The organism is Micromonospora sp. NBRC 101691 (assembly GCF_030269285.1).
Taxonomy (GTDB): domain Bacteria; phylum Actinomycetota; class Actinomycetes; order Mycobacteriales; family Micromonosporaceae; genus Micromonospora; species Micromonospora echinospora.
In genome coordinates this window covers 76478-100423 of sequence record NZ_BSTB01000020.1, presented here as the reverse complement: position 1 = coordinate 100423, position 23946 = coordinate 76478, and the positions used below count along the sequence as shown (strand labels likewise).

21 protein-coding genes and 1 pseudogene are annotated in these 23946 nt (G+C 74.1%); 8 read left to right on the top strand and 14 right to left on the bottom strand.

Going from position 1 to position 23946, the window contains the following annotated elements:
• Positions 1–39: 39 nt before the first annotated feature.
• The 5 genes from QSK20_RS25825 to QSK20_RS25805 are packed head-to-tail and all read right to left on the bottom strand — an operon-like array spanning position 40 to position 4130.
• Positions 40–732: an NUDIX hydrolase gene (locus QSK20_RS25825; protein WP_285791200.1), complete on the bottom strand. Its 693-nt coding sequence runs from the start codon at positions 730–732 to the stop codon at positions 40–42.
• Positions 729–1400: a TlpA family protein disulfide reductase gene (locus tag QSK20_RS25820; RefSeq protein WP_285791199.1), complete on the bottom strand. Its 672-nt coding sequence runs from the start codon at positions 1398–1400 to the stop codon at positions 729–731. The genes QSK20_RS25825 and QSK20_RS25820 overlap by 4 nt, the downstream gene beginning before the upstream one ends.
• Positions 1397–2185 carry an endonuclease III gene (gene nth / locus QSK20_RS25815; protein WP_285791198.1) on the bottom strand — a complete coding sequence of 263 codons (789 nt, stop codon included), beginning with the start codon at positions 2183–2185 and terminating at the stop codon, positions 1397–1399. The genes QSK20_RS25820 and nth overlap by 4 nt, the downstream gene beginning before the upstream one ends.
• Before the next feature lie 41 nt (positions 2186–2226).
• Positions 2227–3393 (bottom strand): CapA family protein, encoded by a 1167-nt coding sequence (locus QSK20_RS25810; RefSeq protein WP_285791197.1) that lies wholly within the window; start codon positions 3391–3393, stop codon positions 2227–2229.
• Between the two features lie 59 nt (positions 3394–3452).
• Entirely contained in the window at positions 3453–4130 is a 678-nt protein-coding gene (locus QSK20_RS25805; RefSeq protein WP_285791196.1) for an adenosylcobinamide amidohydrolase, read from the bottom strand.
• A 217-nt stretch (positions 4131–4347) separates the two neighbouring features.
• Between QSK20_RS25805 and QSK20_RS25800 the strand changes: the two genes are divergently transcribed.
• The 7 genes from QSK20_RS25800 (at position 4348) to QSK20_RS25770 (ending at position 13426) form a co-directional block, all read left to right on the top strand.
• Positions 4348–5025, top strand: coding sequence for a Crp/Fnr family transcriptional regulator (locus QSK20_RS25800; RefSeq protein WP_088981720.1), 678 nt, complete (start codon positions 4348–4350; stop codon positions 5023–5025).
• 103 nt (positions 5026–5128) lie between these two features.
• A complete protein-coding gene (locus tag QSK20_RS25795) occupies positions 5129–5878 on the top strand; it encodes a metallophosphoesterase family protein (RefSeq protein ID WP_285791195.1) in 750 nt (249 codons plus the stop codon).
• A gap of 406 nt (positions 5879–6284) precedes the next feature.
• Positions 6285–6926, top strand: coding sequence for a TetR/AcrR family transcriptional regulator (locus QSK20_RS25790; protein ID WP_285791194.1), 642 nt, complete (start codon positions 6285–6287; stop codon positions 6924–6926).
• Between the two features lie 59 nt (positions 6927–6985).
• Positions 6986–8683 carry an acyclic terpene utilization AtuA family protein gene (locus QSK20_RS25785; protein WP_285791193.1) on the top strand — a complete coding sequence of 566 codons (1698 nt, stop codon included), beginning with the start codon at positions 6986–6988 and terminating at the stop codon, positions 8681–8683.
• Complete coding sequence (locus QSK20_RS25780) at positions 8680–10281, top strand: acyl-CoA carboxylase subunit beta (protein ID WP_285791192.1); 1602 nt, start codon at positions 8680–8682, stop codon at positions 10279–10281. Before QSK20_RS25785 ends, QSK20_RS25780 begins: the two co-directional genes overlap by 4 nt.
• 5 nt (positions 10282–10286) lie before the next feature.
• Complete coding sequence (locus QSK20_RS25775; RefSeq protein WP_285791191.1) at positions 10287–12263, top strand: ATP-binding protein; 1977 nt, start codon at positions 10287–10289, stop codon at positions 12261–12263.
• Entirely contained in the window at positions 12263–13426 is a 1164-nt protein-coding gene (locus QSK20_RS25770) for an acyl-CoA dehydrogenase family protein (RefSeq protein WP_285791190.1), read from the top strand. The genes QSK20_RS25775 and QSK20_RS25770 overlap by 1 nt, the downstream gene beginning before the upstream one ends.
• A 4-nt stretch (positions 13427–13430) precedes the next feature.
• Here the strand turns inward: QSK20_RS25770 and QSK20_RS25765 are convergent, their stop codons facing one another.
• Together QSK20_RS25765 and QSK20_RS25760 are read right to left on the bottom strand one after the other, a co-directional pair.
• On the bottom strand, positions 13431–14525 hold the full coding sequence (locus QSK20_RS25765) for a hypothetical protein (RefSeq protein WP_285791189.1): 1095 nt from the start codon (positions 14523–14525) through the stop codon (positions 13431–13433).
• Positions 14522–15457: a transporter substrate-binding domain-containing protein gene (locus QSK20_RS25760; protein ID WP_285791188.1), complete on the bottom strand. Its 936-nt coding sequence runs from the start codon at positions 15455–15457 to the stop codon at positions 14522–14524. Before QSK20_RS25760 ends, QSK20_RS25765 begins: the two co-directional genes overlap by 4 nt.
• 201 nt (positions 15458–15658) lie before the next feature.
• Between QSK20_RS25760 and QSK20_RS25755 the strand changes: the two genes are divergently transcribed.
• On the top strand, positions 15659–15979 hold the full coding sequence (locus tag QSK20_RS25755) for a hypothetical protein (RefSeq protein WP_285791187.1): 321 nt from the start codon (positions 15659–15661) through the stop codon (positions 15977–15979).
• Between the two features lie 38 nt (positions 15980–16017).
• Here the strand turns inward: QSK20_RS25755 and QSK20_RS25750 are convergent, their stop codons facing one another.
• The 7 genes and pseudogenes from QSK20_RS25750 to QSK20_RS25720 form a co-directional block, all read right to left on the bottom strand.
• Positions 16018–17529 carry a serine/threonine-protein kinase gene (locus QSK20_RS25750; RefSeq protein WP_285791186.1) on the bottom strand — a complete coding sequence of 504 codons (1512 nt, stop codon included), beginning with the start codon at positions 17527–17529 and terminating at the stop codon, positions 16018–16020.
• A 30-nt stretch (positions 17530–17559) separates the two neighbouring features.
• The gene (locus QSK20_RS25745) at positions 17560–18018 is read right to left on the bottom strand and encodes a hypothetical protein (RefSeq protein ID WP_285791185.1); all 459 of its coding nucleotides are present in this window, start codon (positions 18016–18018) and stop codon (positions 17560–17562) included.
• A 191-nt stretch (positions 18019–18209) separates the two neighbouring features.
• Positions 18210–21791, bottom strand: a pseudogene (locus QSK20_RS25740) (adenylate/guanylate cyclase domain-containing protein); the annotation flags it as partial.
• The gene (locus tag QSK20_RS25735; protein ID WP_285791184.1) at positions 21788–22624 is read right to left on the bottom strand and encodes an MBL fold metallo-hydrolase; all 837 of its coding nucleotides are present in this window, start codon (positions 22622–22624) and stop codon (positions 21788–21790) included. The gene QSK20_RS25735 and the pseudogene QSK20_RS25740, both read right to left, overlap by 4 nt.
• 134 nt (positions 22625–22758) lie before the next feature.
• Positions 22759–23220 (bottom strand): RidA family protein, encoded by a 462-nt coding sequence (locus QSK20_RS25730; protein WP_285791183.1) that lies wholly within the window; start codon positions 23218–23220, stop codon positions 22759–22761.
• Entirely contained in the window at positions 23217–23372 is a 156-nt protein-coding gene (gene sp36 / locus QSK20_RS25725) for a Sp36 family protein (RefSeq protein WP_013289021.1), read from the bottom strand. Before sp36 ends, QSK20_RS25730 begins: the two co-directional genes overlap by 4 nt.
• Before the next feature lie 46 nt (positions 23373–23418).
• Positions 23419–23895, bottom strand: coding sequence for a hypothetical protein (locus tag QSK20_RS25720; protein ID WP_285791182.1), 477 nt, complete (start codon positions 23893–23895; stop codon positions 23419–23421).
• Between the last annotated feature and the right edge of the window lie 51 nt (positions 23896–23946).

The following is a 23946-nucleotide window of genomic DNA, read 5'->3' as shown; positions in this document are numbered from 1 at the left end:
AGCGGCAACGACGCTCGTCGCGGAAGCCGACCACCGCCGTCAGCGGTCGGCCATCTCGTCTGCGGAGTCGGTGCCGGCGGAGGGGGCCGGGGTGGCGTCCGTCGGTGGCAGGTCGACGATCCGGTCCCGGTGCCAGGGCCGGGCCCAGCCGCCCATCTCCAGCAGGGTGGCGAGCACGCCTGCGGTGAACCCCCAGACCAGCATGCCGCGCGCGGAGAAGGCCGGCCCGGTCCAGCCGCTCGGATGGCGTACCCGCATCCGGTTCTCCGGGTCGACCAGCTCGGCGACCGGGAGCCGGGCGACGTGCGCGACCTCGGCCGGTTCCCGGGGGTGCACCGGGTGCGGCCGGTGCCACCAGCCGAGGACCGGAGTGACCACGAAGTCGCTGACCGGGATCCAGAGTTTCGGCAGCTCGGCCAGGACGGTGACGGTGGCCGGGTCGAGACCGACCTCCTCGTTCGCCTCGCGCAGCGCGGTCGCGGTGGCGTCGGCGTCCTCCGGGTCGGCGGCCCCGCCGGGGAAGGCCGGCTGACCGGCGTGGTTGCGCAGGGTGGCGGCCCGTTGCAGGACGAGGACGTCCGGCCCGACCTCCGGTTCCTCGCCGAGCAGCACCAGCACGGCGCTCTGCCGGCCGCCGCTGGTCGGGGTGTGCAGCGGGGTGAAGTCCTCGGAGCGGGCCGTGCCGAGCCGGGCGAGCAGCGGGTCCATCCACGCGGGCAGCGGACGGGTCATGCCGGTACGTCCAGGCCGAGGTGACGGCGGACCAGGTCGGCGAGGCGGGCGTCGTCGATCGCGCCGGAGACGTCCTGGTGCCGGACCCGACCCTGCCCGTCGACCAGGAGGGTGATCGGCAGGACGTTCGGCGCCAGTGCGCGCTGCAACCGCTGGTCGGTGTCGACCAGGGTCGGGAAGGTCACGCCGAAGTCCGCACCGATCGAGACCGCCCGGGGCCGGTCGTCGCGGGTGTTCACCCCGATCACGTGCACCTGCCCGGCCATCCGCTCGTGCAGGCGCTGGAACGCGGGGAGTTCCTTCCGGCACGGCGCGCACCAGGAGGCCCACAGGTTGATCACCGCTGGTCCGCGTACCGCCCGGAGGGAGACCTCGGTGCCGCCGGTGAAGCACGCGAAGCTGAGGTCGGGCAGGTCCCGGCCCGCCCCCGGCGTGCCGGTCGCCGGGTCCGGCGAACCTGCGGGCGCGGCGCCGGTTTCGGACGGTCGGACCGACGGTCCGGGTGACGCGGGCGGAGCCGACGGGGCTGCGGTCAGCGCGGCGCAGTCGGCGAACGGCGAGTTCTCCGCCGCGGCCGACGGCGCGGCGTCCCGGTCGGGCTCCCCGGTCGTGCAGCCGGCGACCGCCAGCAGCGGAGCGAGGAGAGCTGCGGCCATCCGTCGGTTCACGGCACCTCCACGGCGACGGCCTGGGCGGGGACCAGCTCGGGGTCGAGCCCGGCGGCGACCGCCAGGTCCCGGGCCCGGGGACCCTTGAGCAGCTTCGCGGCGGCGGCCGGCTCGGTCGGCCCGGTCCCGTACGACGGGCAGAGCTTCGTCAGCGTGCAGGCGCCGCAGGCGGGCTTGCGGGCGTGACAGACCCGCCGCCCGTGGAAGATCACCCGGTGCGACAGCATGGTCCAGTCGCGCTTCTCGAAGAGCGCCCCGACCGCGTGCTCGATCTTGACCGGGTCGGTCTCGGCGGTCAGCCGCCAGCGGTGCACCAGCCGCTGGAAGTGCGTGTCGACGGTGATCCCGGGAACGCCGAAGGCGTTGCCGAGGATGACGTTGGCGGTCTTGCGGCCGATCCCGGGCAGGGTCACCAGGTCGGCCAGTCGGCCGGGGACCTGCCCGTCGTACCGTTCGACGAGAGCCTGGCCCAGCCGGATCAGCGAGTCGGTCTTGTTCCGGAAGAAGCCGGTCGGCCGGATCAGCTCCTCCAGCTCGGTCCGGTCGGCGCCGGCGTAGTCCGCCGCGCCCGGATACCGGGCGAAGAGCTTCGGGGTGACCTCGTTGACCCGCTTGTCCGTGCACTGGGCGGAGAGGATCGTCGCCACGGCGAGTTCGAGCGCGTTCGAGTGGTCGAGTTCGCAGTGCGCGTCGGGGTGGGCGTCGGTGAGCGCGCGGCCGATCCGCCGGGCCCGCCGCTTACGGCCCAGGTCGGTCTCCGCCACGCTGGGAGAGCTGGTGGTCACGCCGGCCAGCCTACGTCGCCGGGCGGACGGACCGGTCCTGCCTACCCGGCGTCCGGGGCCGAGATCGCCCCGTCGGTGGCGAACGTGGCACCGGTCTTCGGGAAGTCCTGCTTGGTGAGCGTCTTGAGCAGGCCGAGGCCCCGGTCGTCCGGATCCGTGACCGGCTTGCCGATGCTGTTCATGTACGTCGAGGCGAACGAGCCCTCGACGAAGGTGCCGTCCGCCTTGAGCGACACCTTGAGCACGCCACCCCAGCCGAGCCGGCCGTTGTTGCTCAGCGAGTTGCCGCCCCCGGCGAAGTTGCCGAGGCTGTAGGCGATCAGCCGACCCTGGTAGAACTCCATGGCCCGGAGCACGTGCGGGCCGTGCCCGACGATCAGGTCCGCGCCGGCGTCGATCATCGCCCGGGAGAACTTGACCGGGTCGCCCCGGTTCTCGCCGAGGAACATCTCGGTTCCGGGCTTGACCCGGGTCTTCTCCGACCCCTCGGCGCCCATGTGCACCTGCACGACGACCAGGTCGGCCATGGTCGCCGCCTTCTCGATCACCTGCTTGGCGGCGTCGATGTCGACCAGGCTGTTCGACCAGACGTACGACGAGAAGCCGGCGACGGCGACCTTGACGCCCTTGACGTCGACCACGGTGATCTGGTCGGGCGCGCCGGTGTGCTCCAGGCCGTGCTCCTCCAGCGCCTTCTGGGTGTTCTTGTAGCCGGCCGGGCCGTAGTCGTACCCGTGGTTGTTCGCCTGGTTCAGCAGGTGGAACCCGGCGTCCTTGAGGTGGGCGGCGTACTCCGGCGGGGCCCGGAACTGGAAGCAGCGGGTGGAGTTCGCCCCGCACTTGCCGGCACCGGTGTCGACCGTGAGCGGCTCCTCCAGGTTGCCCATCACCAGGTCGGCCTCGAGCGCGGTCTTGACCCCGTCGAAGAAGCCCTTGCCGCCGTTGGGGGGCAGCCGGTTCGGCGCGTTGCCGATGATGATGTCTCCGGTGGCGGAGAGCGAGACGACCTTCTCCTCCTCGGCCGGGGGAGCGCTCGGGCTCGCCGGGGCGGGGGCGGCGGTCGGATCGTCGGCGGGCTGCCACGCCGGGCTCTCGGCGGCCGGACCGCATCCGGTGGCGACCAGCAGGGCGAGGAGCACCCCCAGCGCGGCCGCCGGGCGGCGGCGGGAGCGGGAGCGGCGGGCGTCTCGGAAGGCGACGGCGTACATCGTCCGCGACCCTACCGGTCGGCAGCGCTTCCGGGGACGGCCGATCGGTTGAAAGGCACCTATCCGGTGGCCTCCGCCAGGCGCAGCCGATCCGACCACGGCACCACCTCGTGCGCGCCGCCGGCCAGGACGGCCGCGTGCACCGCGCGGGCGAGCGGGGCACCCCACCGCGAACGGGGCCCGCCGTACGGGTCGACCGGGCCGTCCGTCGGGCAGAGCACGGTCACCGCGTCGGTCGGGGTGCCGGTGGCCCGCAGCCCCAGTTCGACGATCGCCTGGGTCTTCGCCTCGGTCGCGGTCGCCACGGCGTTGACCAGCGCGGCATCGCCGAGCCGGACGGGCAGCAGGACGACGATGTTGACCGTGCCGACCGGCTCCACGGCGGCCGGGGTCGCCGGGGCGGCGGCCTGGACCGGGGTGCCCAGCCCGACCGTCGCCCAGACCCGTACCCCGTCGTCGGCGCGGGCCACCACCTCGGTGACGTCCACGCCGGTCAGCAGGCCGACCCCGGGTCCGTCGAGGCCGAGCCGGTCGGCCAGGCCGGCGAGGTGCTCCGCCGGGTCGTCCCGGTGGTACGACATCGGCACGGTCGCGTTGACCACCCAGTGCCGGACCCCGACTCCCCCGCCGAGCGGGGCGGAACTGACCCCGTACAGCGGCCGGTCGGCGCGCCAGTACAGCAGCGGGACGTCCCGGCCGTCCTCGGACCGGGTGGTCAGGAAGGGTTCGCTCAACACGTCGGTGACCCTACGACCGACGCCCGGCGGGGCGCTCCCCCGCCCTTCGCGGCGGGGGATCATAGCGGTTGATCAGGTCCGTTTCGTTACGTCCAACGATCACGTTCCAGGGGTGCACCTCTGATTACCGCTCACATGCGCCTAGACTGGCGTCGCGCGAGGGATCAGCGGACGGCGGACCCAGCCGACGGACGGCACGCGCAGGCGGAGGTGCGCGATGGACGAGGTACTGGCCCGTAGTGGGATCTTCCAGGGCGTCGACCCGGAGGCGGCCGAGGCGCTCGCCAAGGAGATGGAGACGCTCGAGGTCCGCAAGGGCGAGGTGGTCTTCAACGAGGGCGAGCCCGGCGACAGCCTTTACATCCTGCTTTCCGGCAAGATCAAGGTGGGGCGGCGCGCCGCCGACGGCCGGCAGAACCTCATCGCGGTGATGGGCCCGTCGGACATGGTCGGCGAGTTGTCGCTCTTCGACCCCGGCCCGCGTACGGCGACCGCCACCGCGGTCACCGACACCCGCCTGGTCCGCCTGCGCAAGCAGGCGCTGCGGCCGTGGCTGAACAACCGGCCCGAGATCGCCGAGCAGCTCCTCCGGGTGCTGGCCCGCCGGCTCCGGCGGACGAACGACTCGCTGGCCGACCTGATCTTCACCGACGTGCCCGGCCGGGTCGCCAAGAACCTGCTCCAGATGGCCGGCCGCTTCGGCACCCGCGACGGCGGCGTGCTGCGGGTGACGCACGACCTGACCCAGGAGGAGATCGCCCAGCTCGTCGGCGCGTCCCGGGAGACGGTCAACAAGGCGCTGGCCGACTTCGCGTCCCGGGGCTGGCTGCGCCTGGACGGCAAGAGCATCATCATCCTCGACCCGGAGCGGCTCGCCCGCCGGGCACGGGTCTGACCTCGGTCTCCCACGGGAGGGCCACCTTCGGGTGTGCCCTCCCGCGTTCTGCCCGCCGCAGAATCCGTCGACCGGATCGGTGGCCGGCTGCCACCCTGACCTGATGGTGGAACGCGTCGCCGTCCTCTCCGACATCCACGGTGTCCTGCCCGCGCTGGAGGCCGTCCTGGCCGAACCGGACGTCGCCGCCGCCGACCTGGTCGTGCTCACCGGGGACATCGCCGCCGGGCCACAACCGGTCGAGGTGCTGGACCTGCTGGTCTCCCTCGGTGACCGGGCCGTCTGGGTGGGCGGCAACGCCGACCGCGAACTGGTCTCGCTGCGCGCCGGTCACCCGATTCCGGTCCCGGACGAGGTGACGCCCTGGGCCGCCGGCCAGCTCCGCGACGACCAGGTGGCCCGGCTGGCCGCGCTGCCGCTGCACGTGACGCTGCCGGTCGCCGGGCTGGGCGAGGTGCTGTTCTGCCACGCCACCCCGCGCGACGACGAGGAGGTCGTGCTGGTCGACTCCCGGCTCGACCGGTGGCGCGAGGTCTTCGCCGCGCTGCCGGTCGAGGTCGGCACGGTGGTCTGCGGTCACACCCACATGCCGTTCGTCCGGCTCGCCCACCGCCGCCTGGTGGTGAACCCGGGCAGCGTCGGCATGCCGTACGGCGGGGCGGGAGCGCACTGGGCGCTGCTCGGTCCGGGTGTGCAGCTGCGCCGCAGCGGTTTCGACCTGGACGCCGCCTGCGCCCGGGTGGCGGCCGAGTCGGCGTATCCGGCGGCAGCCGCCTGGGCCGACGAGTACGTGCGGTCCCGGCACGACGACGCCGAGGCGCTGACCGTCTTCGCTCCACGCGACGGCCGCTGACCCACCCCGTCGTCCGACCTGTTCAGACGGCATCAGGGCGACCCTGTCCAGCCGGCATCAGCCCAGCCCGTCGTGGTCGGACCATAGCCCGCCGCGTCCTTTGGAGCTGCCCCGTTCCTGCGCCCGGGTCGTCCGTCACGCCCCCTGCGGTCGCCCCGACCCACGCCATCTCCGTCGTCCGGCCTTTTTGGCCGCAGGTCGGAAACAAGCTGGACAGCAGGATCCGCCCGCCAGCCGGCCGCCCCCGCAACGGGGGCCTGCCCCGTCTGTGCGGGCAGCTCCAAAGCGTCCGGCCCGCAGCACCTTTCGGTCGGCCGCCACAGTCGATCTGCTCGGCGGGCCGACGACGCCATCACCAGAAAAAGTCAGTCTTGACTGTTTGTTTCTCCGGCGGCACGCTGACGGAGTGCCCGAGCCGCCGAGCCACGCCGCACGACCGGACCGCGCCGCGCAGCCGAGCCGGGTGCCGCAGCAGGAACGGAGCCGCGCCACCCGCACCCGGCTGCTGGAGGCGACCGTCGACTGCCTGGTCGAGCACGGCTGGTCCGGCACCACCACCACGGTCGTCGCCACCCGCGCCGGGGTCTCCCGGGGTGCGCAACTGCACCACTACCCCACCAGGGCCGCCCTGGTCACCGCAGCCGTGGTCCACCTGGCCGAGCGTCGCGCCGCGGAACTGCGTACCGAGGCCGAGGCGCTGCCGGCCGGTCCCCGGCGGCTCGACCGGGTGATCGACATGCTCGCCGCCGCCTTCACCGGTCCGCTCTTCGTCGCCGCCCTCGAACTCTGGGTGGCCGCCCGCACCGACCCGGAACTCCGCGCGGCCCTGGTGCCGCTGGAGGCCCGGGTCGGCCGGGAGATGCACCGGCTCACCGTCGCGCTGCTGGACGCCGACGAACGACGCCCCGGGGTCCGCGAGGCGGTGCAGGCCACGCTCGACCTGCTCCGTGGGCTCGGGGTGGCCAACCTGCTCACCGACGACTCGACCCGCCGCACCGCCCTGCTGAACACCTGGAAACGCCAGCTCGCCACCCTGCTCACCCCGTGACCGGAGGCACCCATGGTCGTCCTGTCGGACCTGCCCGCTCGTCCCGCGACGGTGACCGCGTGATCCGGATCGGCAACGCCTCGGGCTTCTACGGCGACCGGTCCACCGCCTGGCGGGAGATGCTCGACGGCGGTGAGCTGGACTTCCTCACCGGCGACTATCTCGCCGAGCTGACCATGCTGATCCTCGGCCGGGACCGGCTCCGCGACCCCTCCCTCGGCTATGCGAAGACGTTCCTCCGGCAACTGGAGGGCACGCTCGGCACCGCGCTGGAGCGGGGCGTACGGATCGTCACCAACGCCGGTGGCGTCAATCCCGCCGGGCTGGCCACCGCGATCGGGGCGCTCGCCGACCGGCTCGGCCTCACCGTCCGGACCGGGTACGTCGAGGGTGACGCCGTGCCCCGGCCGGACGCGCTCACCGCGAACGCGTACCTGGGGGCGTTCGGCATCGCGGCCTGCCTGGAGGCGGGCGCGGACGTGGTGGTGACCGGCCGGGTCACCGACGCCTCCCTGGTGGTCGGTCCGGGCATCGCCCGGTTCGGCTGGCGGCACGACGACCTCGACGCGCTGGCCGGGGCCACCGTCGCCGGGCACCTGATCGAGTGCGGGGCGCAGGTGACCGGCGGAAACTTCAGCTTCTTCACCGAACTGCCCGACGGTGGACGCCGTCCCGGGTTCCCTGTCGCCGAGCTGCACCCGGACGGCTCGTCGGTGATCACCAAGCACCCGGGCACCGGTGGGGCCGTCACCGTGGAGACGGTCACCGCGCAGCTCCTCTACGAGATCGGCGGGCCGGACTACCTCGGCCCGGACGTGGTGGCCCGGCTCGACACGGTGGCCCTGCACCAGGACGGCCCCGACCGGGTACGCGTCAGCGGCACCCAGGGCACCCCGCCGCCGGACACCCTGAAGGTCGGCGTCAACAACCTCGGCGGGTTCCGCAACTCGATGACCTTTGTCCTCTGTGGACTGGACGTCCCGGCGAAGGCAGCGCTGGTCCGGCAGCAGATCGAGGCGGCGGTCGGCCCGGAGGGGCTGGAGTTCCGCCTCGCCCGCACCGACCGGGTCGACGCGGACGACACCGAGACGGCGAGCGCGCTGCTGCACGTACACCTGCGCGACGGTGACCGGGCGCGGGCCGGACGGGCCTTCTCGGGCGCCGCGGTGGAACTGGCCCTGGCCTCGTACCCGGGCTGCACGCTGACCACCCTGCCCGGCGACGCGACGCCGTACGGGGTCTTCACCTCCGACACGGTGCCGCAGAAGGCCGTCGCGCACGTCGCCGTGCTCCCCACCGGCGTACGCGTGCCGATCCCACCCCCACCGCTGACGTGCGAGCAGGGGCCCCCTGCAAAGCAGAAATCACCTGTAGGGGACCCTTCCTACCACTCCTACCAACCGACGAGGCGGGGTGTGCTCGGGGAGCTGGTCGGGGCCCGCTCGGGCGACAAGGGCGGCGACGCGAACCTCGGGGTCTGGGCACGCACCGGCACGGCGTACGCCTGGCTGCGCGGCTGGCTGACCGTCGAGCGCCTCGGCGAACTGCTGCCGGAGACGGTCGGGCTGACCGTCGAGCGGCACGAGCTGCCGAACCTGCGCGCGGTGAACTTCGTGATCCGGGGCCTGCTCGGCCAGGGGGTGGCCGCCTCCACCCGGTTCGACCCGCAGGCCAAGGCGCTCGGGGAACTGCTCCGGGCCCGGATCGTGGACCTGCCGGCGGAGCTGGCACCGGGCGGACCGGAGGACCGTCCATGACCACGTTGCGCAGCACCGTCGACCCCACCTCCGCCGCCCACCAGGCCAACCGGGAGGCGCTGCTCGCCCGGCTGGCCGAGCTGAACGGGGCGCTGGACGCCGCCCGGGCCGGCGGCGGCGAGAAGTACGTCGCCCGGCACCACCGGCGCGGCCGGCTCCTGCCCCGGGAGCGGATCGAGCTGCTGCTCGACCCGGACAGCCCGTTCCTGGAGCTGTCGCCGGTGGCCGCGTACGGCACGGACTTTCCGGTGGGGGCGAGCGTGGTGACCGGGATCGGGGTGATCGAGGGGGTGGAGTGCCTGGTCCTCGCCAACGATCCGACCGTACGCGGCGGCGCGGTCAACCCGTGGGCGCTGGCCAAGACCCGACGGGCCGGCGAGATCGCGCTCGCCAACCGGCTGCCGATGGTGAACCTGGTCGAGTCGGCCGGCGCGGACCTGCCCACCCAGGCGGAGATCTTCATCCCGGGCGGGCGGGTGTTCCGGGACCTGACCCGGCTCTCCGCCGCGAAGATCCCCACGGTCAGCGTGGTCTTCGGCAACGCCACCGCCGGTGGCGCGTACATCCCGGGCATGTCGGACTACACCATCATGATCCGGAACCGGTCGCAGGTGTACCTGGCCGGGCCGCCGCTGGTGAAGATGGCGACCGGCGAGGACGCCGACGACGAGTCGTTGGGCGGGGCGGCGATGCACGCCACCCGGTCCGGCCTGGCCGACTTCCTCGCCGAGGACGAACCCGACGGGATCCGGCTGGCCCGACGGTGCGTCCGCCGGCTGAACTGGCGCAAGCAGGGGCCGCCGCCCCGCACCCTGGACCCGGCCCCGCCCCGGTACGACCCGGAGGACCTGCTCGGCATCGCCAACGCCGACCTGAAGGTGCCCTTCGACCCGCGTGAGGTCCTGGCCCGGGTGCTCGACGACAGCGACTTCGACGAGTTCAAGCCGGCGTACGGCACCGCGCTGGTCACCGGCTGGGGTGAGCTGCACGGGTACCCGGTCGGCGTGCTGGCCAACGCCCGGGGCGTGCTGTTCAGCGAGGAGGCGCAGAAGGCGGCCCAGTTCATCCAGCTCGCCAACGCCACCGACACCCCGCTGGTCTTCCTCCAGAACACCACCGGCTACATGGTCGGCACCGAGTACGAGCAGCGCGGCATCATCAAGCACGGCGCGCTGATGGTCAACGCGGTGTCGAACTCGACCGTGCCGCACCTGACGGTCAACCTCGGCGCGTCGTACGGCGCGGGGAACTACGGCATGTGCGGCCGGGCGTACGACCCGAGGTTCCTGTTCACCTGGCCGAACGCGAAGTCGGCGGTGATGGGGCCGGCGCAGTTGGCCGGGGTGCTGTCGATCGTGGCCCGGCAGGCCGCCGCCGCCCGGGGCCGGGAGTACGACGAGGACTCCGACGCGGCGATGCGGGCCATGGTCGAGCAGCAGATCGAGTCGGAGTCCGGGGCGCTCTTCCTCTCCGGGCGGCTCTACGACGACGGGGTGATCGATCCCCGGGACACCCGTACCGTCCTCGGCCTCTGCCTCTCGGCCGTCCACAGCGCGCCGGTGCGGGGCACCGACGGCTTCGGCGTCTTCCGGATGTGAGCGCGATGATCACCAAACTGCTGGTCGCCAACCGGGGCGAGATCGCCCGCCGGGTCTTCGCCACCTGCCGGACGCTCGGCGTCGGGACCGTCGCCGTGCACTCCGACGCGGACGCCGACGCGCCGTTCGTCGCCGAGGCCGACCAGGCCGTACGCCTGGCCGGGAACACGCCCGCCGAGACGTACCTGCGGATCGACCTGATCCTCGACGCGGCCCGCCGGTCGGGCGCGGACGCCGTGCACCCCGGCTACGGCTTCCTCGCCGAGAACGCCGCGTTCGCGACGGCGGTGACCGACGCCGGGCTGACCTGGGTCGGCCCACCGGCCGCCGCGATCGCCGCGATGGGCGACAAGATGGCGGCCAAGGAGCTGCTCGCGAGGGTTGGCGTGCCGATGCTGCCGACCTGGACCGACCCGGACGCGGTCACCGACTTCCCGGTGCTGGTCAAGGCGTCCGCCGGTGGCGGTGGGCGGGGCATGCGCGTCGTCCGGGACGCCGCCGACCTGGCCGAGGCGCTCGCCTCGGCGCGCCGCGAGTCGGCGGCGGCGTTCGGCGACGGCACGGTCTTCGTCGAGCGGTACGTCGAGCGCGGTCGCCACGTCGAGGTGCAGATCGTCGGCGACGGGCACGGGACGCTCGTGGCGCTCGGCGAGCGGGAGTGCTCGATCCAGCGCCGACACCAGAAGCTCGTCGAGGAGGCTCCGGCGGTCGTCCCGCCCGACCTGCGGGAACGGCTGTACGCGGCGGCGGTGGCGGCCGGGCGGGCGGTCGGTTACGTCGGCGCGGGCACGGTGGAGTTCCTGCTCGCCCCGACCGGCGAGTTCTTCTTCCTGGAGATGAACACCCGGCTCCAGGTCGAGCACCCGGTCACCGAACTCACCACCGGTCTGGACCTGGTCCGGCTGCAGCTGCTCGTCGCCGAGGGCGCGCCGCTGCCGTTCACGCAGGCCCCACCGGCCGACGGTCACGCGATCGAGGTACGCCTCTGCGCCGAGGACCCGGCGCACGGCTGGCGACCGGCGACCGGTGCCCTGCGCCGGTTCGCCGTGCCCGGGGTGGCCGTCGAGTTCGGCGGCCTCACGCGCCCCGGCCTCCGGTTGGACTCCGGCGTGGCGGACGGCTCCACGGTGGGCGTGCACTACGACTCGATGCTGGCGAAGCTGGTCGCCCGGGGGCCGACCCGGACCGAGGCGGCCCGGCTGCTGGCCGGCGCGCTGGCCCGCGCCGAACTGCACGGGGTGACCACCAACCGGGACCTGCTGGTGCGGGTGCTGCGCAGTCCCGGGTTCCTGGCCGCCGAGGTCGACACCGGGTTCCTCGACCGGCACCCGGAGGTCTTCGCCCCGCTGCTGTCCGCCGACGAGATGCCGCTGACCGCGCTCGCCGCCGCGCTCGCCTCGGCCGCCGCCCGCCGCGCGGCGGCACCGGTGCTCGCCTCCCTCCCGTCGGGCTGGCGGAACGTTCCGGCGTTTCCCCAGGTCACCCGCTTCGCCGGGGCGGACGGCGAGGTCGAGGTCCGGTACCGGCTGGACCGCGCCGACGGGCTGGCCGAGTGGTCCACCGACCCGCCGGACGAGCGGACCGTCACCCTGGTCGCGGCGACCGGCGAGCGGGTGGTGCTGGACGTCGACGGGGTCCGGCGGGCGTACCGGGTGCACCGGGTGGGGTCGGAGGTCTTCGTGGACGGCCCGGAGGGGGCGACGGGCCTCACCGAGTTGCCGCGTCTCCCCCTGCCCACCGCCGAACTTGCGGTCGGCTCGCTGCTGGCGCCGCTGCCCGGCACGGTCACCCGCCGGCACGTCGAGGTGGGCCGACGGGTCACCGCCGGGGACCTGTTGCTGACCCTGGAGGCGATGAAGCTCGAACACCCCGTGCTCGCCCCGGTCGACGGCGTCGTCACCGACCTGCCGGTGCCGGCCGGCGGGCAGGTCGAGACGGGCGCCGTGCTGGCCGTGGTCGACCCGATCCAGGAGGACGCCTGATGAACTTCGACCTCACCGACGAGCAGGAACAGCTCCGCGACGCCGTCCGGGCGCTGGGCCGGCGGTACGGCCACCGGTACTTCGTGACGAAGGCGAAAGCCGGCGAGCACACCTCCGAACTGTGGGACGAGGCCGGCCGGCTCGGCTACCTGGGGGTCAACATCCCCACCGAGTACGGCGGCGGGGGCGGCGGCATCACCGAGCTGGCAATCGTCTGCGAGGAACTGGCCGCCGCCGGCTGCCCGCTGCTGCTGCTGGTGGTCTCGCCCGCCATCGCCGCCACGGTGATCGCCCGGCACGGCACCGACGGGCAGCGGGAACGTTTCCTGCCGGGACTCGCCGACGGTTCGCTGAAGGTGGTATTCGCGATCACCGAGCCGGAGGCCGGGTCGAACTTCCACCGGCTCGGTACGGTGGCCCGCCGGGACGGCGACGACTGGCTGCTCTCCGGGCGCAAGTGCTACATCTCGGGCGTCGACGAGGCGGGCTACGTGCTGGTGGTGGCGCGGACGGAGGACGCCGCCTCCGGGAAGCTCAAGCCGGCGCTCTTCGTCGTGCCGACGGACGCGGCCGGGCTGACCTGGTCGAAGCTGGACATGGAGATCGTCTCCCCGGAGAACCAGTTCCTGCTCTACCTCGACGACGTGCGGGTGCCCGCCGACGCGCTGGTCGGCGGATCGCTCGACGCCGGCCTGCCGGCGCTCTTCGCCGGCCTGAACCCGGAGCGGATCACCGTCGCCGCGATGGGGGCCGGCACCGGCCGGTACGCGGTCGAGCGTGCCTCGGAGTACACCGCCACCCGCGCGGTCTGGGGTGGACGGAGCATCGGCTCGCACCAGGGGGTGTCCCACCCGCTGGCACACGCGGCGATCCAGGTGGAACTGGCCCGACTGATGATCTACAAGGCCGCCACCCTCTACGACGCCGGCCGGGACCTGGAGGCCGGGATCTCCGCCAACATGGCCAAGTACGCGGCCGGGGAGGCCGCCGCGCTCGCCGTGGACACCGCCGTCCAGGTGCACGGCGGAGCCGGCATGACCACCGAGTACGGCGTCGCCACCCTGCTCGGGGCGGTTCGCGCCGGCCGGATCGCACCGGTCAGTCGGGAGATGATCCTCAACTTCGTCGCGCAGCACGTGCTCGGCCAGGACCGGTCGTACTGACCGCTCAGATCGGGGTACGGCAGGCGGCGTCGATGCGGTGCACCGGCCGTACCCGCCGGCCCAGCCCCTCCAGCAGCGAGTCCTCGACGTGGAAGTCGTGGATCCGCAGCCGGTGCCGGGGCAGTTCGTCCTCGTTCGGGCAGAGCACCTGCGCCTCGATCCGGTCCACCGGGACGAACCGCACCCCGCCCCGGGCTTCCAGGATCGTCATGTTCACGTCGTCGACGGCCACCACGTGCCCCCGCACGTCCTCGCTGCTCCCGGACTGCCCGGAGACGGTGACCACGGTCAGCGGCAGCACGGGGGTGGTGATCACCGGCACCGCTGCCCAGGCCAGGACGACCAGCACGGCGGTCTGGGTGACCGGGGCGAGCGGGCGGAGCACCGCCCGGGGCAGGGGCCCGGCGACGGCGCAGGCGAGCAGCGGCGACGCGCCGAGCAGCGACAGGGCCACCAGGTCCCGCTGGTCCCAGGCGTCGAGCACGGTCGGCCCGACCAGCCAGCCGTACCCGGCCAGGAGGCCGAGCAGGAGCAGCAGCCGGGGCAGCAGCCGCTCGTGCAGCCGTTCCGGGGTGAGCTGGAACGCGGCGGCCACCGCGGGCAGCAGCAGTGGCAGGTAGAGCAGTTCCCAGGTGACCATCGCGAACAGGAAGCTCGCCAGCACCAGCCAGGCCGGGGTGATGTCGGCCCACCGGGCGAAGAGCGGCCGACGGGCCGGAGGGACGACGGCGACGTCGGGAGCCGGCCCGTCGGCGCTGACCGCGAAGACCGCGCCGAGGGCGAAGACGGCGACCAGCACGGTGGTGACCAGTTGGGCCGCCGTGGTGAGGAAACCGGCGATCAGGTTCACCGGTCCGACGTTCGCCACCAGCAGCAGCGTGGTCTGGAGTTCACCCCCGGCCTCCACGGCGAGCCGCAGCACCGAGAAGACCGCAGGTACGCCGACGACGAGCGTCCAGAAGGACTGGCTCGCCCGGTCCCGCCGCTCGTCCCGGTCCCGCTGCCCGGCCCCGTTCCCCGCGTGGTCGTCGCCGGACCGGACCGGGACGGGGTCCGGACCGGAGGAGACGGTCGGGTGGTCGTCGACGGGGGCGCTCATCGCGTCGGTGCCTTGTCGTCGAAGTCCACCAGGTCCGGCACGTTCAACGGCTGCGGCTGGGGCAGGTCCGCCTTCAGCCACGGGCCGAGCGTCTTGTGGTACGCCGTCAACCAGGGGCTGCTGCCGTCCCGGCGTCCCTGCTGGTAGCTCTTGTCGAGGAAGTAGGCGACCAGGTCACGCAGCGCCGGGTCACCGATCGACACCCCCACGCCGATCCGCTCGCTGGTGCCGAAGGGCATGTCGACGATCTGGAACTCGGTGGGGAACTGGGAGCGGAACCCGGCCAGGATGGCCTCGTCGGAGCTGACCACGTCGTACCGGTCCTCGCGGATGCCCCGGACGCAGTCGCTGACGTTCTTGACCACCCGGGGCCGGATGCCGTGCTCCTCCAACTCCGCCTCGCTGGTCGATCCGCCGCTGGCGCAGACCCGCAGCGCGGGACCCCGCAGGTCCTCGATGGTCCGGACCCGGTCCTTCAGCCGGATCGGGACCAGGACCTCCTGGGTGGTCACGAAGTACGGGCCGGCGAAGAGGACCTGGGTCTCCCGCTCCTTGGTCATCGAGAAGCTGCTGACCACCAAGTCGACCTCGCCGCTCTGGAGGGCGGGGATGCGGTCCTCGGTGGCCAGCGGCACCATGTCGATCCGCCGGTCCCCCTCGTAGCCGAGCGACGCGGCGACGTACCGGGCGATCTCGGCCTCGAAGTTGACGAAGGCGTTCTTCTCCTCGTCCAGCAGCGGATCCAGGATCGCCACGCCGATCCGCAGCTTCGGCTGGCCGTGGACCTGCGTCTCGCGCAGTTTCTCCTGCACGGAGGGGAATTCGGGCTCCTGCCGGCTGTCGCAGCCGGCGACCGCCGCGAGGGAGAGGGTGAGGGTGACCGCCAGCGCGGTGGCGATCGCCCGGAGTTGCTGTCGGGACGGCGGGTTCATGGACGGCCTCCCGGGAGACGACCAGCGGGGCACCCAGGGTATGCGAACGGTTCCATTACGTGTCGCATGTGTACGGGGACGCGCCTCGCGCGCCCCCGCCCTACCCCTCCGGACCGTCCGGTCGGTGGCACGGCGGGCGCCCTCGGCCGACGGAGGTGGTCCGGCGGTTGACAGCGCGGGCGGGCGGGTGATGCTGGACGGGTGACTCGTCTTCTCCGATCCCGCGCCCGGATCCTGGCGGTGACCGCCTCACTCGCGACGGTCTCCCTCCTGGTCACCCTGGTCGTCCTGCGCCGGGCCGACTTCCTGGGCGTGGTGCTGGCCATCCTCGTCGTCCTGTTCGCGATGATCGCGGGAGTCGCCGTCGACGCGGCGCGGCACCAGCCACCGGCCGGGCCGGCGACCGCGCCGCCGCCGCAGCAGTCCACGGGTGGCCCGCGCGGGATCGACGCGCCCACCCTGGAGACGCTCGACAACCCGATGATGGTGGCGGCGCTACGGGCCCGGCTCCGCGACCGCTGACCACGCCGTCCGGGCGGGGCCGACGCGGACCGGGTCGATCAGCGCAGGCTGAGGGTCGGCGTCGCCAGGCCGTCGACCCCACGGCCGGCCAGACAGCGGTACGTCTGGTCGGGGTCGGTGTCGTCCGGCGGCAGCACCTCCAACTTCCACCCGTCCTCGTGGGTCAGGCCGCTGGTGAGCCGGAACGTCGTGGGGTTGCAGACCTGCTGGACCGACGCGGCGGTCTTGACCGTGTCGTGGTCGGCCCCGACCAGTTCGGCGGGGAGGTCGCCCTCGGCGTAGCTCTCCCAGGTGTGCCGCCGGTCGCAGCGGACCCGGATGGCCTGGGCCCGGGCGCCCCGGACCCGGACCGGGCCGAAGCACTGCAACTCGTCGGAGCAGCGCACCCCTGCGGGCAACTCGGTCGCACCGTCCACACAGCCCGGAAGCGTCCCCACGACGGTGGTGTAGGTGGGCAACGGGTCCGGGGTCCGGGTGCTGTCCGCCACCCAGGCCCCGGCGCCCGCCGAGGCGACCAGGGCGACCACGCCGGCCCCACCGAGGAACCAGCGCCGCCGGCGGCGCACCGGAGCCGGCACGGTCGGGTGGTCCTGTTCCAGCGGAGCGCGCGGCGCGGGCTGCCCGGTGTGCCCACGTGCCGGATCGTCGCCGGTGCGTTCGGCCGGGCCGGGGGGCCGCCAGGGCCCGACGAAGGACGTCCCCTGGTGGTGCGGGGAGTCCGTCGGGTCGAGTGGCAGTCCGGCCAGCAGGCCGCGCAGCTCGACCGCGGAGGGCCGGGCGCCCGGGTCGTTCGACATGCCGAGGCGGAGCACCTCGACCAGATCGTCCGGCACCCCGGGCAGTCCGGGGATCGGACGGTTGAACATGTCCAGTACGGTGACCAGGCTCGGATTGCGCTCCGACTGCCAGCGCGGGGGCCGGCCGTGCATCACCGCGTACAGGGTCGCGCAGAGGGCGTAGACGTCGACGGCCGGCGAGGGCGGGCTGTGGTTGAACATCTCCGGCGGCGCGTACGCCGGGGTGAGCACCTCCATGGTGACCGTCGGGTCCCGCACCTCGGCCAGCACCGCCAGCCCGAAGTCGGCCAGCACCGCCGAGTTGAAGTGCGAGTGGAGGATGTTGGCCGGCTTCACGTCCCGGTGCAGCACGCCGGCCGCGTGCGAGTGCGCCAACGCGTCGGCGATCTTGACGCCGAGGTCGCGCGCCTCGACCGGGCCGAGCGGCGAGGTCCGCATCCGCTCGGCGTACGACCCGTCGCAGAGTTCCATGATGAGGTACGGGTGCTGGTCGATGGTGACGCCGACGTCGAAGAGGTCCACCACGTGCGGGTGGGACGACATGCGACCGGCGGCCCGCGCCTCGCGCAGGAAGCGGGCCTGGTCCCGTTCGCTGTCCAGGGTGCGGTTCTCCACCTTGACCGCGACCTCACGCCCGACGGAGATCTGGACGGCCCGGTAGACGGTGGCGTAGCCACCCCGGGCAAATACCTGCAAATCCGTCAGACCGGGCACGATGGGCTTCGGCAGGGCGCCGGGCGGGGTGGCGGTCACAGCTCGAAAATACCCAACTCGTCCGGCGACTCAGAGCCCCGCACCGGCGACCAGCGCGGACGACGGCCCGGCACCGCCCGCGCCGCCCACTCTCCGGCGGGCGTCCACGCGGAGGCCCAGCGCGGTCGCCAACGCTCCCACGCCCTCCCAGACGGCCACCCCGAGGAACCCGACCGGTGCGACGTCCGCCACCACCACGAGGGTGAACACACAGACGGTGACCAACCGGAACACCACGGTGAAACGGAAGAACGGACGCCAGTCGCCGACCGCGGCGAGGAGGTAGTAGACCCCCATGTTGAACGCCGCCATGGAGGACGCGACCAGGAAGGTGCCGGTGTGGTCACCGGACGCCCGGGTCGGCGGCACGGCGAGGCCCAGCATGCCGAGCAGGGCCGCCGGCCAGAGCAGACCGAGCACACCACTCAGCAGGGCCGTCCCGCCGAAGACCGCGACGGTCCAGCCGGCGGCGGAGCGCGGCAGTCTCATGACGGTCCTTTCGTGGGTACGGCCGTCACTGTGGACCACCGCTGTGGCCCCTTACGCTAACCGCTCCGGCGCGTTCCGGCATCGGCAGAACCGGCAGATCCCGCCGAACCGACCGAGCCCGACGGGTGGGGCGTCGTCGCGTCCGCCGGAGCCGCCGCCGCGGTGAGCGGTTCGGTCGCAGCGGGGACGAGCAGCCGGGCCCGCAGCGCCTCCGCACCGGCCCGCTCGCTGCGCTGTTCCGTCGCGTACGCCAGCCGGACCGCCTCCTCGGCGGCGGCCAGCGCCTCGACCGGACGTCCGCACGCGCTCGACGTCTCAGCCAGGACCATCGCCGCGACCACCTGGCTGCGGACGTCCTCGGCCGGTGCGGCGACCGCCCGGCGGGCCCAGTCCAACGCCTGCTCGTGCTGCCCGAGAGCGAGCAGCGCCGACGCGTACCGGGCCAGGGTCTGTCGTCGGGAGATCAGCAGCGCCGAGGTGTTGCCGGCGGTCGCCACCGGGGCGAGCAGCCCCACCGCGGTGGTCGGGTCACCGGCCGCCAGCCGGGCCATCGCCAGCAGCACGCGGGGTGCCACCTGCGCCGGGGCCTGCGGGTTGTGCGGCTCCACGGCGGCGAGCACCTCGCGGGCGTACCGCTCGGCCGCCGTCTGGTCGCCCGACTCCAGGGCGACGAAGCCGCGCAGCGTGCCGGCCATCCCGGTGAGCAGCGGGTGGGTGGTCCGGCCGGCGTGGTCGAGGGCGTCGGTGAGCAGGTCCGCCGCGTGCTCCGGCTCGCCCAGCCCTCGGGCGATCGCACCGCGCACCACCAGGGCGAAGCCGCGTCCCCAGTCGTCCGAGGCGGCCACGAAGTCCCGGTACGCGCGCCGGGCCGACCGGTCCGCCTCGGCCAGCTCGCCCAGCTCGGCGGCGGCGTACGCCTCGACCGCGCGCAGCGTGCCGACCACCCACGCCTCGCCGATCCGCTCGCCGAACGGCAGGAAGATCCGCGCCAGCCGGTACGCCTCGCGCAGCCGACCGGCGAGCACCCGGGCGAACGCGGTCGTCCCGCGCAGCCAGGCCCGCCCGTACGGGTCCTTGAGTTCGGCGAAGAGCCGGGCGGCCCGGCCGAGCACCGCGTCGGTGCCGGCGAAGTCGCCCCGGGTGGTGGTCACCCAGGCCAGGTTCTGCAACGACCACGCCTGCCCGCGCGGATCCTGGGCGGCCAGGCTGACCTGGTACGCGGCGGCGAACCGGCTGCTGGCCTGACCCAGCCGCCCGGTGACGAAGTCGGCCATGCCGAGCCGGCGCATCGCCGAGGCGCGCAGCGTGGGCAGCTCGGCGTCGGCGGCCACCTGCAACGCCTCCTGCCAGCTCGCGACCGCCCGCCCCAGGTCACCGAGGTTCTGGTACGCCTGCCCGGCCAGCAGCAGGGCGTTGGCCCGGGTCGCGCCGTCGTCGGTGGCGTTGGCCGCGATCTTCTCGGCGAAGGCGAGCGCGTCGGCGGCCCGCCCCACCTGGAGCAGCGCCCGGGCGTGCACCACCCGGGCGGTGACCGGCAGCCCGTCCCGGGCCAGCTCGGCGGCGCGTTCGGCGTACTCGACCGCGAGAGCCGGCTCACCGGCGGCGAGCGAGCGGCGGGCGGCCCGATCCAGCGCGGCCACGCCCAGCGGGGCCACCGTGCGGGCCGGCGCGTCCGGACGGAGCCCGACCGCGTCGGCGAGCGTGGTGGCCCGCTCGGCGTGCTCGGCGACGAACCCGTCCCGGGCGGCGTCGGTGAACCCGCCCGGCACCGGGGTGCCGCCGGAGTCGGTCGGCGCGGCCCAGCGGGCCAGGGCGGCGTGCCGGTCGGCCAGGTCGGCCTTGCTGACCCCGGCGTAGGCGGCCTCCCGCATCAGCGGGGTGGCGAAGGAGTAGCCCGTCCGGGTGCGGTGCAGCATCCGGCGTTGCAGCAGTTCCTCCACGGCCCGGTCCAGTTCCACCGCCACCACGGCGGCCGGTCGGCCGTCCCGCCCGGCGCGCCGTTCGCGCAGCGCCTCCAGAGTGCCGGTGGGCACGGTGTCGCCGACCACGGCGGCGTCCCGGAGCACCGAGCGGGCCTCGGTCGGGAGCGCGTCGATCCGGGCCGCCAGGACGGCGGCGAGGTCACGGGAGAGCAGCCGGCTGCCGAGGGAGCCCGGGGCCAGCCGCCAGGTCGCCGCGCCGCTGCCGTCCCGCTCGGCCCCGGCGGTCAACGCGCCCCGCTCCATCAGCAGGGTCACCAGTTCGGCCAGGTAGAACGGATTTCCCTGGGCGGTGGCGAGCAGCCGGTCGGCGTCGGCCTGGGGCAGCTTTCCGCCGCTGAGATACGTAGTCAGCAGCCGGGAGGCGTCCGCGCCGCGCAGCGGCGGCAGCACGTGCACCTCGGCCTCGGAGAGCCGGGTCAGCGTGCCGGCGGTCCGGACCAGTTCGGGGCGGCCCAGCAGCAGCACCAGCACCGGTCCGGCCAGCCGGGACAGGGTGACCCCGAGCGCCCGGGTGGTCTCGGGCGTGGCGTCGTGCAGGTCGTCGACGACCACCACCAGCGGCGCCTCGGCGGCGAGCCCGCTGAGCAGGTTCGCCACCGCGGTCGGCACCGCCTCGGCGTCGGGTGGCGGGCTGTTCGCGTTCCACTCGGCGTCGTCGGCCGGGCCACCGTGGGTACCGGGCAGGTCGACGTAGCCGAGCAGGGCCAGCAACTGGTCGGTGGCGAGCGGCGGCGGCACCGGCTGCACCCGGGCGAGCCGCTGTTCGAGGCGGCGCAGCCGTTCCTCGACGGCGGCCCGGGTGACCGCGGTCGCGGCGTCGCCGGGCAGACCCACGGCGGCCCGGACCAGGTCGGCCAGGGGGGCGAGCCGGCGGCGCTCGCCGAAGGCCGCACAGCGCACCGAGAGCACCCGCGCCCCGGTGTGCGCGGCGAACCGGCCGGCACCGACGTCGTACCCGGCGGCGAGGCGTTCCACCTCGGCGGCGAACCGGGACTTGCCGATCCCCGCCTCGGCGGTCATCAGCAGCACCCTCGGCTCGGTGCGGTCGATCACCTCGGCGAGCCGGCCGGCGACCCGGCCGACCTCGGCCTCCCGGCCGACGAACGGGGCCTCGTCGCCGAGCCCGGAGCGGGTGCCCGGCGCGTCCAGGAGCCCGAGTAGTTCGTACGCCTCGACCGGCTCCCGCTTGCCCTTGAGCCGCAGCGGACGCAGGGCCCGCCAGGAGGCGACGTGCCGGGTGGCGGCGGAGGTCCGCGCCCCGGCGTACACCGCTCCGACGGCGGCGGCGTCGGCCAGCCGGGCGGCGGTGTTCACCGTGTCGCCGATGACCGTGTACTCGATGGCGGCCTGGATGCCGGCGATCACGTCCCCGGTGTTGAGCCCGACCCGCAGGCCGAGCGGGGCACCACCGCCGCGTTCGTCGTCGAGCACCCGGCGGACCGCCCGCTGCATGGAGAGCGCGGCCCGCACCGCCCGCTCGGCGTCGTCCTCGTGGGCGACCGGCGCGCCGAAGACCGCCATGATCCCGTCGCCGGTCAGCTTGTCGACGTGCCCGCCGAAGGTCTTGACCGCCCCGGCGAGCGCGGCGAGCACCCGGTCGGTGACCGCGCCGACCCGCTCCGGGTCGAGGTCCTCCGACCAGGAGGTGAAGTCGGACAGGTCACCGAAGAGCACGGTGACGACCCGGCGCTCGGCCGCCGGCAGGGTGGCGGCGGCCGGCAGCGCGGCACCGCAGTTGTGGCAGAACCGGGCGCCGGGCACGGCGACGGTTCCACACACCGGGCAGGTCACGGTTGGTCCAACCGCGCTTCTCCGCCCCCGGATTCCCGGGGCGTCACACCCAGGTACTCCAGCTGGGCCCGGACCGACCACTCGGCGGCCCACCACAGCGAACGGTCCACGTCCGCGTAGACCCGGGCGACCACCTGGGCGGCGGTGGTGTCACCGGCGGCGACCGCCGCCCGGACCTGGTCGAGCCGGGCCCGCCGGTGGGCGAGGTAGTAGTCGGCCGCGGCACCGCAGTCGGCCAGCGCCGGCCCGTGCCCCGGCAGGGCGACGACCCCCCGGTACGCCGACAGCCGTTCCAGGCTGGCCAGGTAGTCCCCGAGATCGCCGTCGGGGTGGGCGACCACGGTGGTGCCCCGGCCGAGGATGGTGTCGCCGGTGAGGACCACCCGCTCGCCCCCGTGGTCGACGAGGAAGCAGACCGAGTCGGCGGTGTGCCCGGGGGCGGGCACCAGGTCGATCCGGAAGCCGGAGCCGCCGGCGGGCTCCCAGGACCCGGTGAGGGGTGCGGCGTCGACGGTGTGCGCCGGGTCGGCGGCGAGCACCGGGACGCCGCCGAGCAGCTCGGCGAGGCGGCGGGAGCCGTCGGTGTGGTCCGGGTGCCCGTGGGTGATCAGCACGAACCCGACCGGCGCGTGGGCGGCGATCCGGGCCAGGTGCTCCTCGTCGGCGGGACCCGGGTCGACCACGATCGCCTCGTCCCGCCCCGGGGCGCGCAGCAGCCAGGTGTTGGTGCCGTCGAGGGTCATCGGGCCGGGGTTCGGCGCGCGCAGCAGCGTCACCCACTCCGGCAGCGAATCGGCCAGCGCGGCCGCCGGCGTCGTCATGTGCCCCGTCATGGCTGCGATCGTACGACCCGACCGGCCACTCTTCGCGATCTTGAAAGCCGCACCGGCCACCGCACGGCCGGGAAGACCGTGAACGCGTGACCCCACCCGGCCGGGCCGGGTGGGGTCACGGCGAACGGAACCGGTCAGCCGACCTCGACGATGACCTCGACCTCGACCGGGGCGTCCAGCGGCAGCTCGGCCACACCGACCGCGCTACGGGCGTGCCGGCCGGCCTCCCCGAAGACCGTGCCGAACAGGTCGGAGGCACCGTTGATCACGCCGGGCTGGCCGGTGAAGCCGGGCGCCGAGGCGACGAAGCCGGTCAGCTTCACCACCTTGACCACGTTCTCCAGGCCCACCAGCGCGTCGATCGCGGCGAGCGCGTTCAGCGCGCAGCGCTGGGCGAGGTCCTTCGCCTGCTCGGCGGAGACACCCGCGCCGACCTTGCCGGTGGCGAGGAGCTTCCCCTCGGCCATCGGCAGCTGACCGGAGACGTAGACGGTCCGCCCGGACTGCACCGCCGGCACGTAACTGGCCACCGGGGGCACGACCTCGGGCAGTTCCAGCCCCAGCTCGGCGAGCTTGGCGTACGGAGCGGCGGTCATCCCTTCGGCCGCTTCAGGTAGGCGACGAGCTGCTCCGGGTTCGGTCCCGGGACCACCGAGACGAGTTCCCAACCGTCCTCGCCCCAGTTGTCGAGGATCTGCTTGGTCGCGTGGACCAGCAGCGGAACGGTGGCGTACTCCCACTTCTGCATCGTTGCCGGGCTCCCGTTGTCGTGGGGTGGATGTTCCGCCGACAGCCTACGGCCCGGTCGACGGCCGGGGCACGGGACGCGGCTCGGGGACCAGCGGCGTCTCCCCGCAGGGCCCCGAATGCCCGTAGCGCTGGGGGCAGCGTGACCGGTCCGGCAGGAGCAGGTCGCAGAAGACCCGGGACCGGTTGTTCTGGTCGTCGGCGGTGGACACGGTGGTCTCTCCGGCGTCCAGTTCGGGCAGGAAGCCGAGGGAGTCGGCCACCTGGTTGGCCAACGCGGTGGCCGCCGCGAGGTCCAGCACCCGGACCGGCAGGTGGATCACGTAGCCCGGCTCGTCGTCGTCCCGGCCACGGTCGACCTGCCGGGTCCGCAGGCGCAGCGGTTCGACCTGGTCGGGCGGTCTACGGTACGGCCGCTCGTTGCACGTGGACGCCACCACCGGCTCCCCGACCTCCCCCCGGCGCACGGGCCTGAAGTCGCCGTCGGGAAACTGGGTGCGGGGAGTGTTCTCCGCGTCGCGCATGCAACCGCCTCCGGGCGTCGTACCTGTCCGATCTGCCGTCTGCGGGGCGGG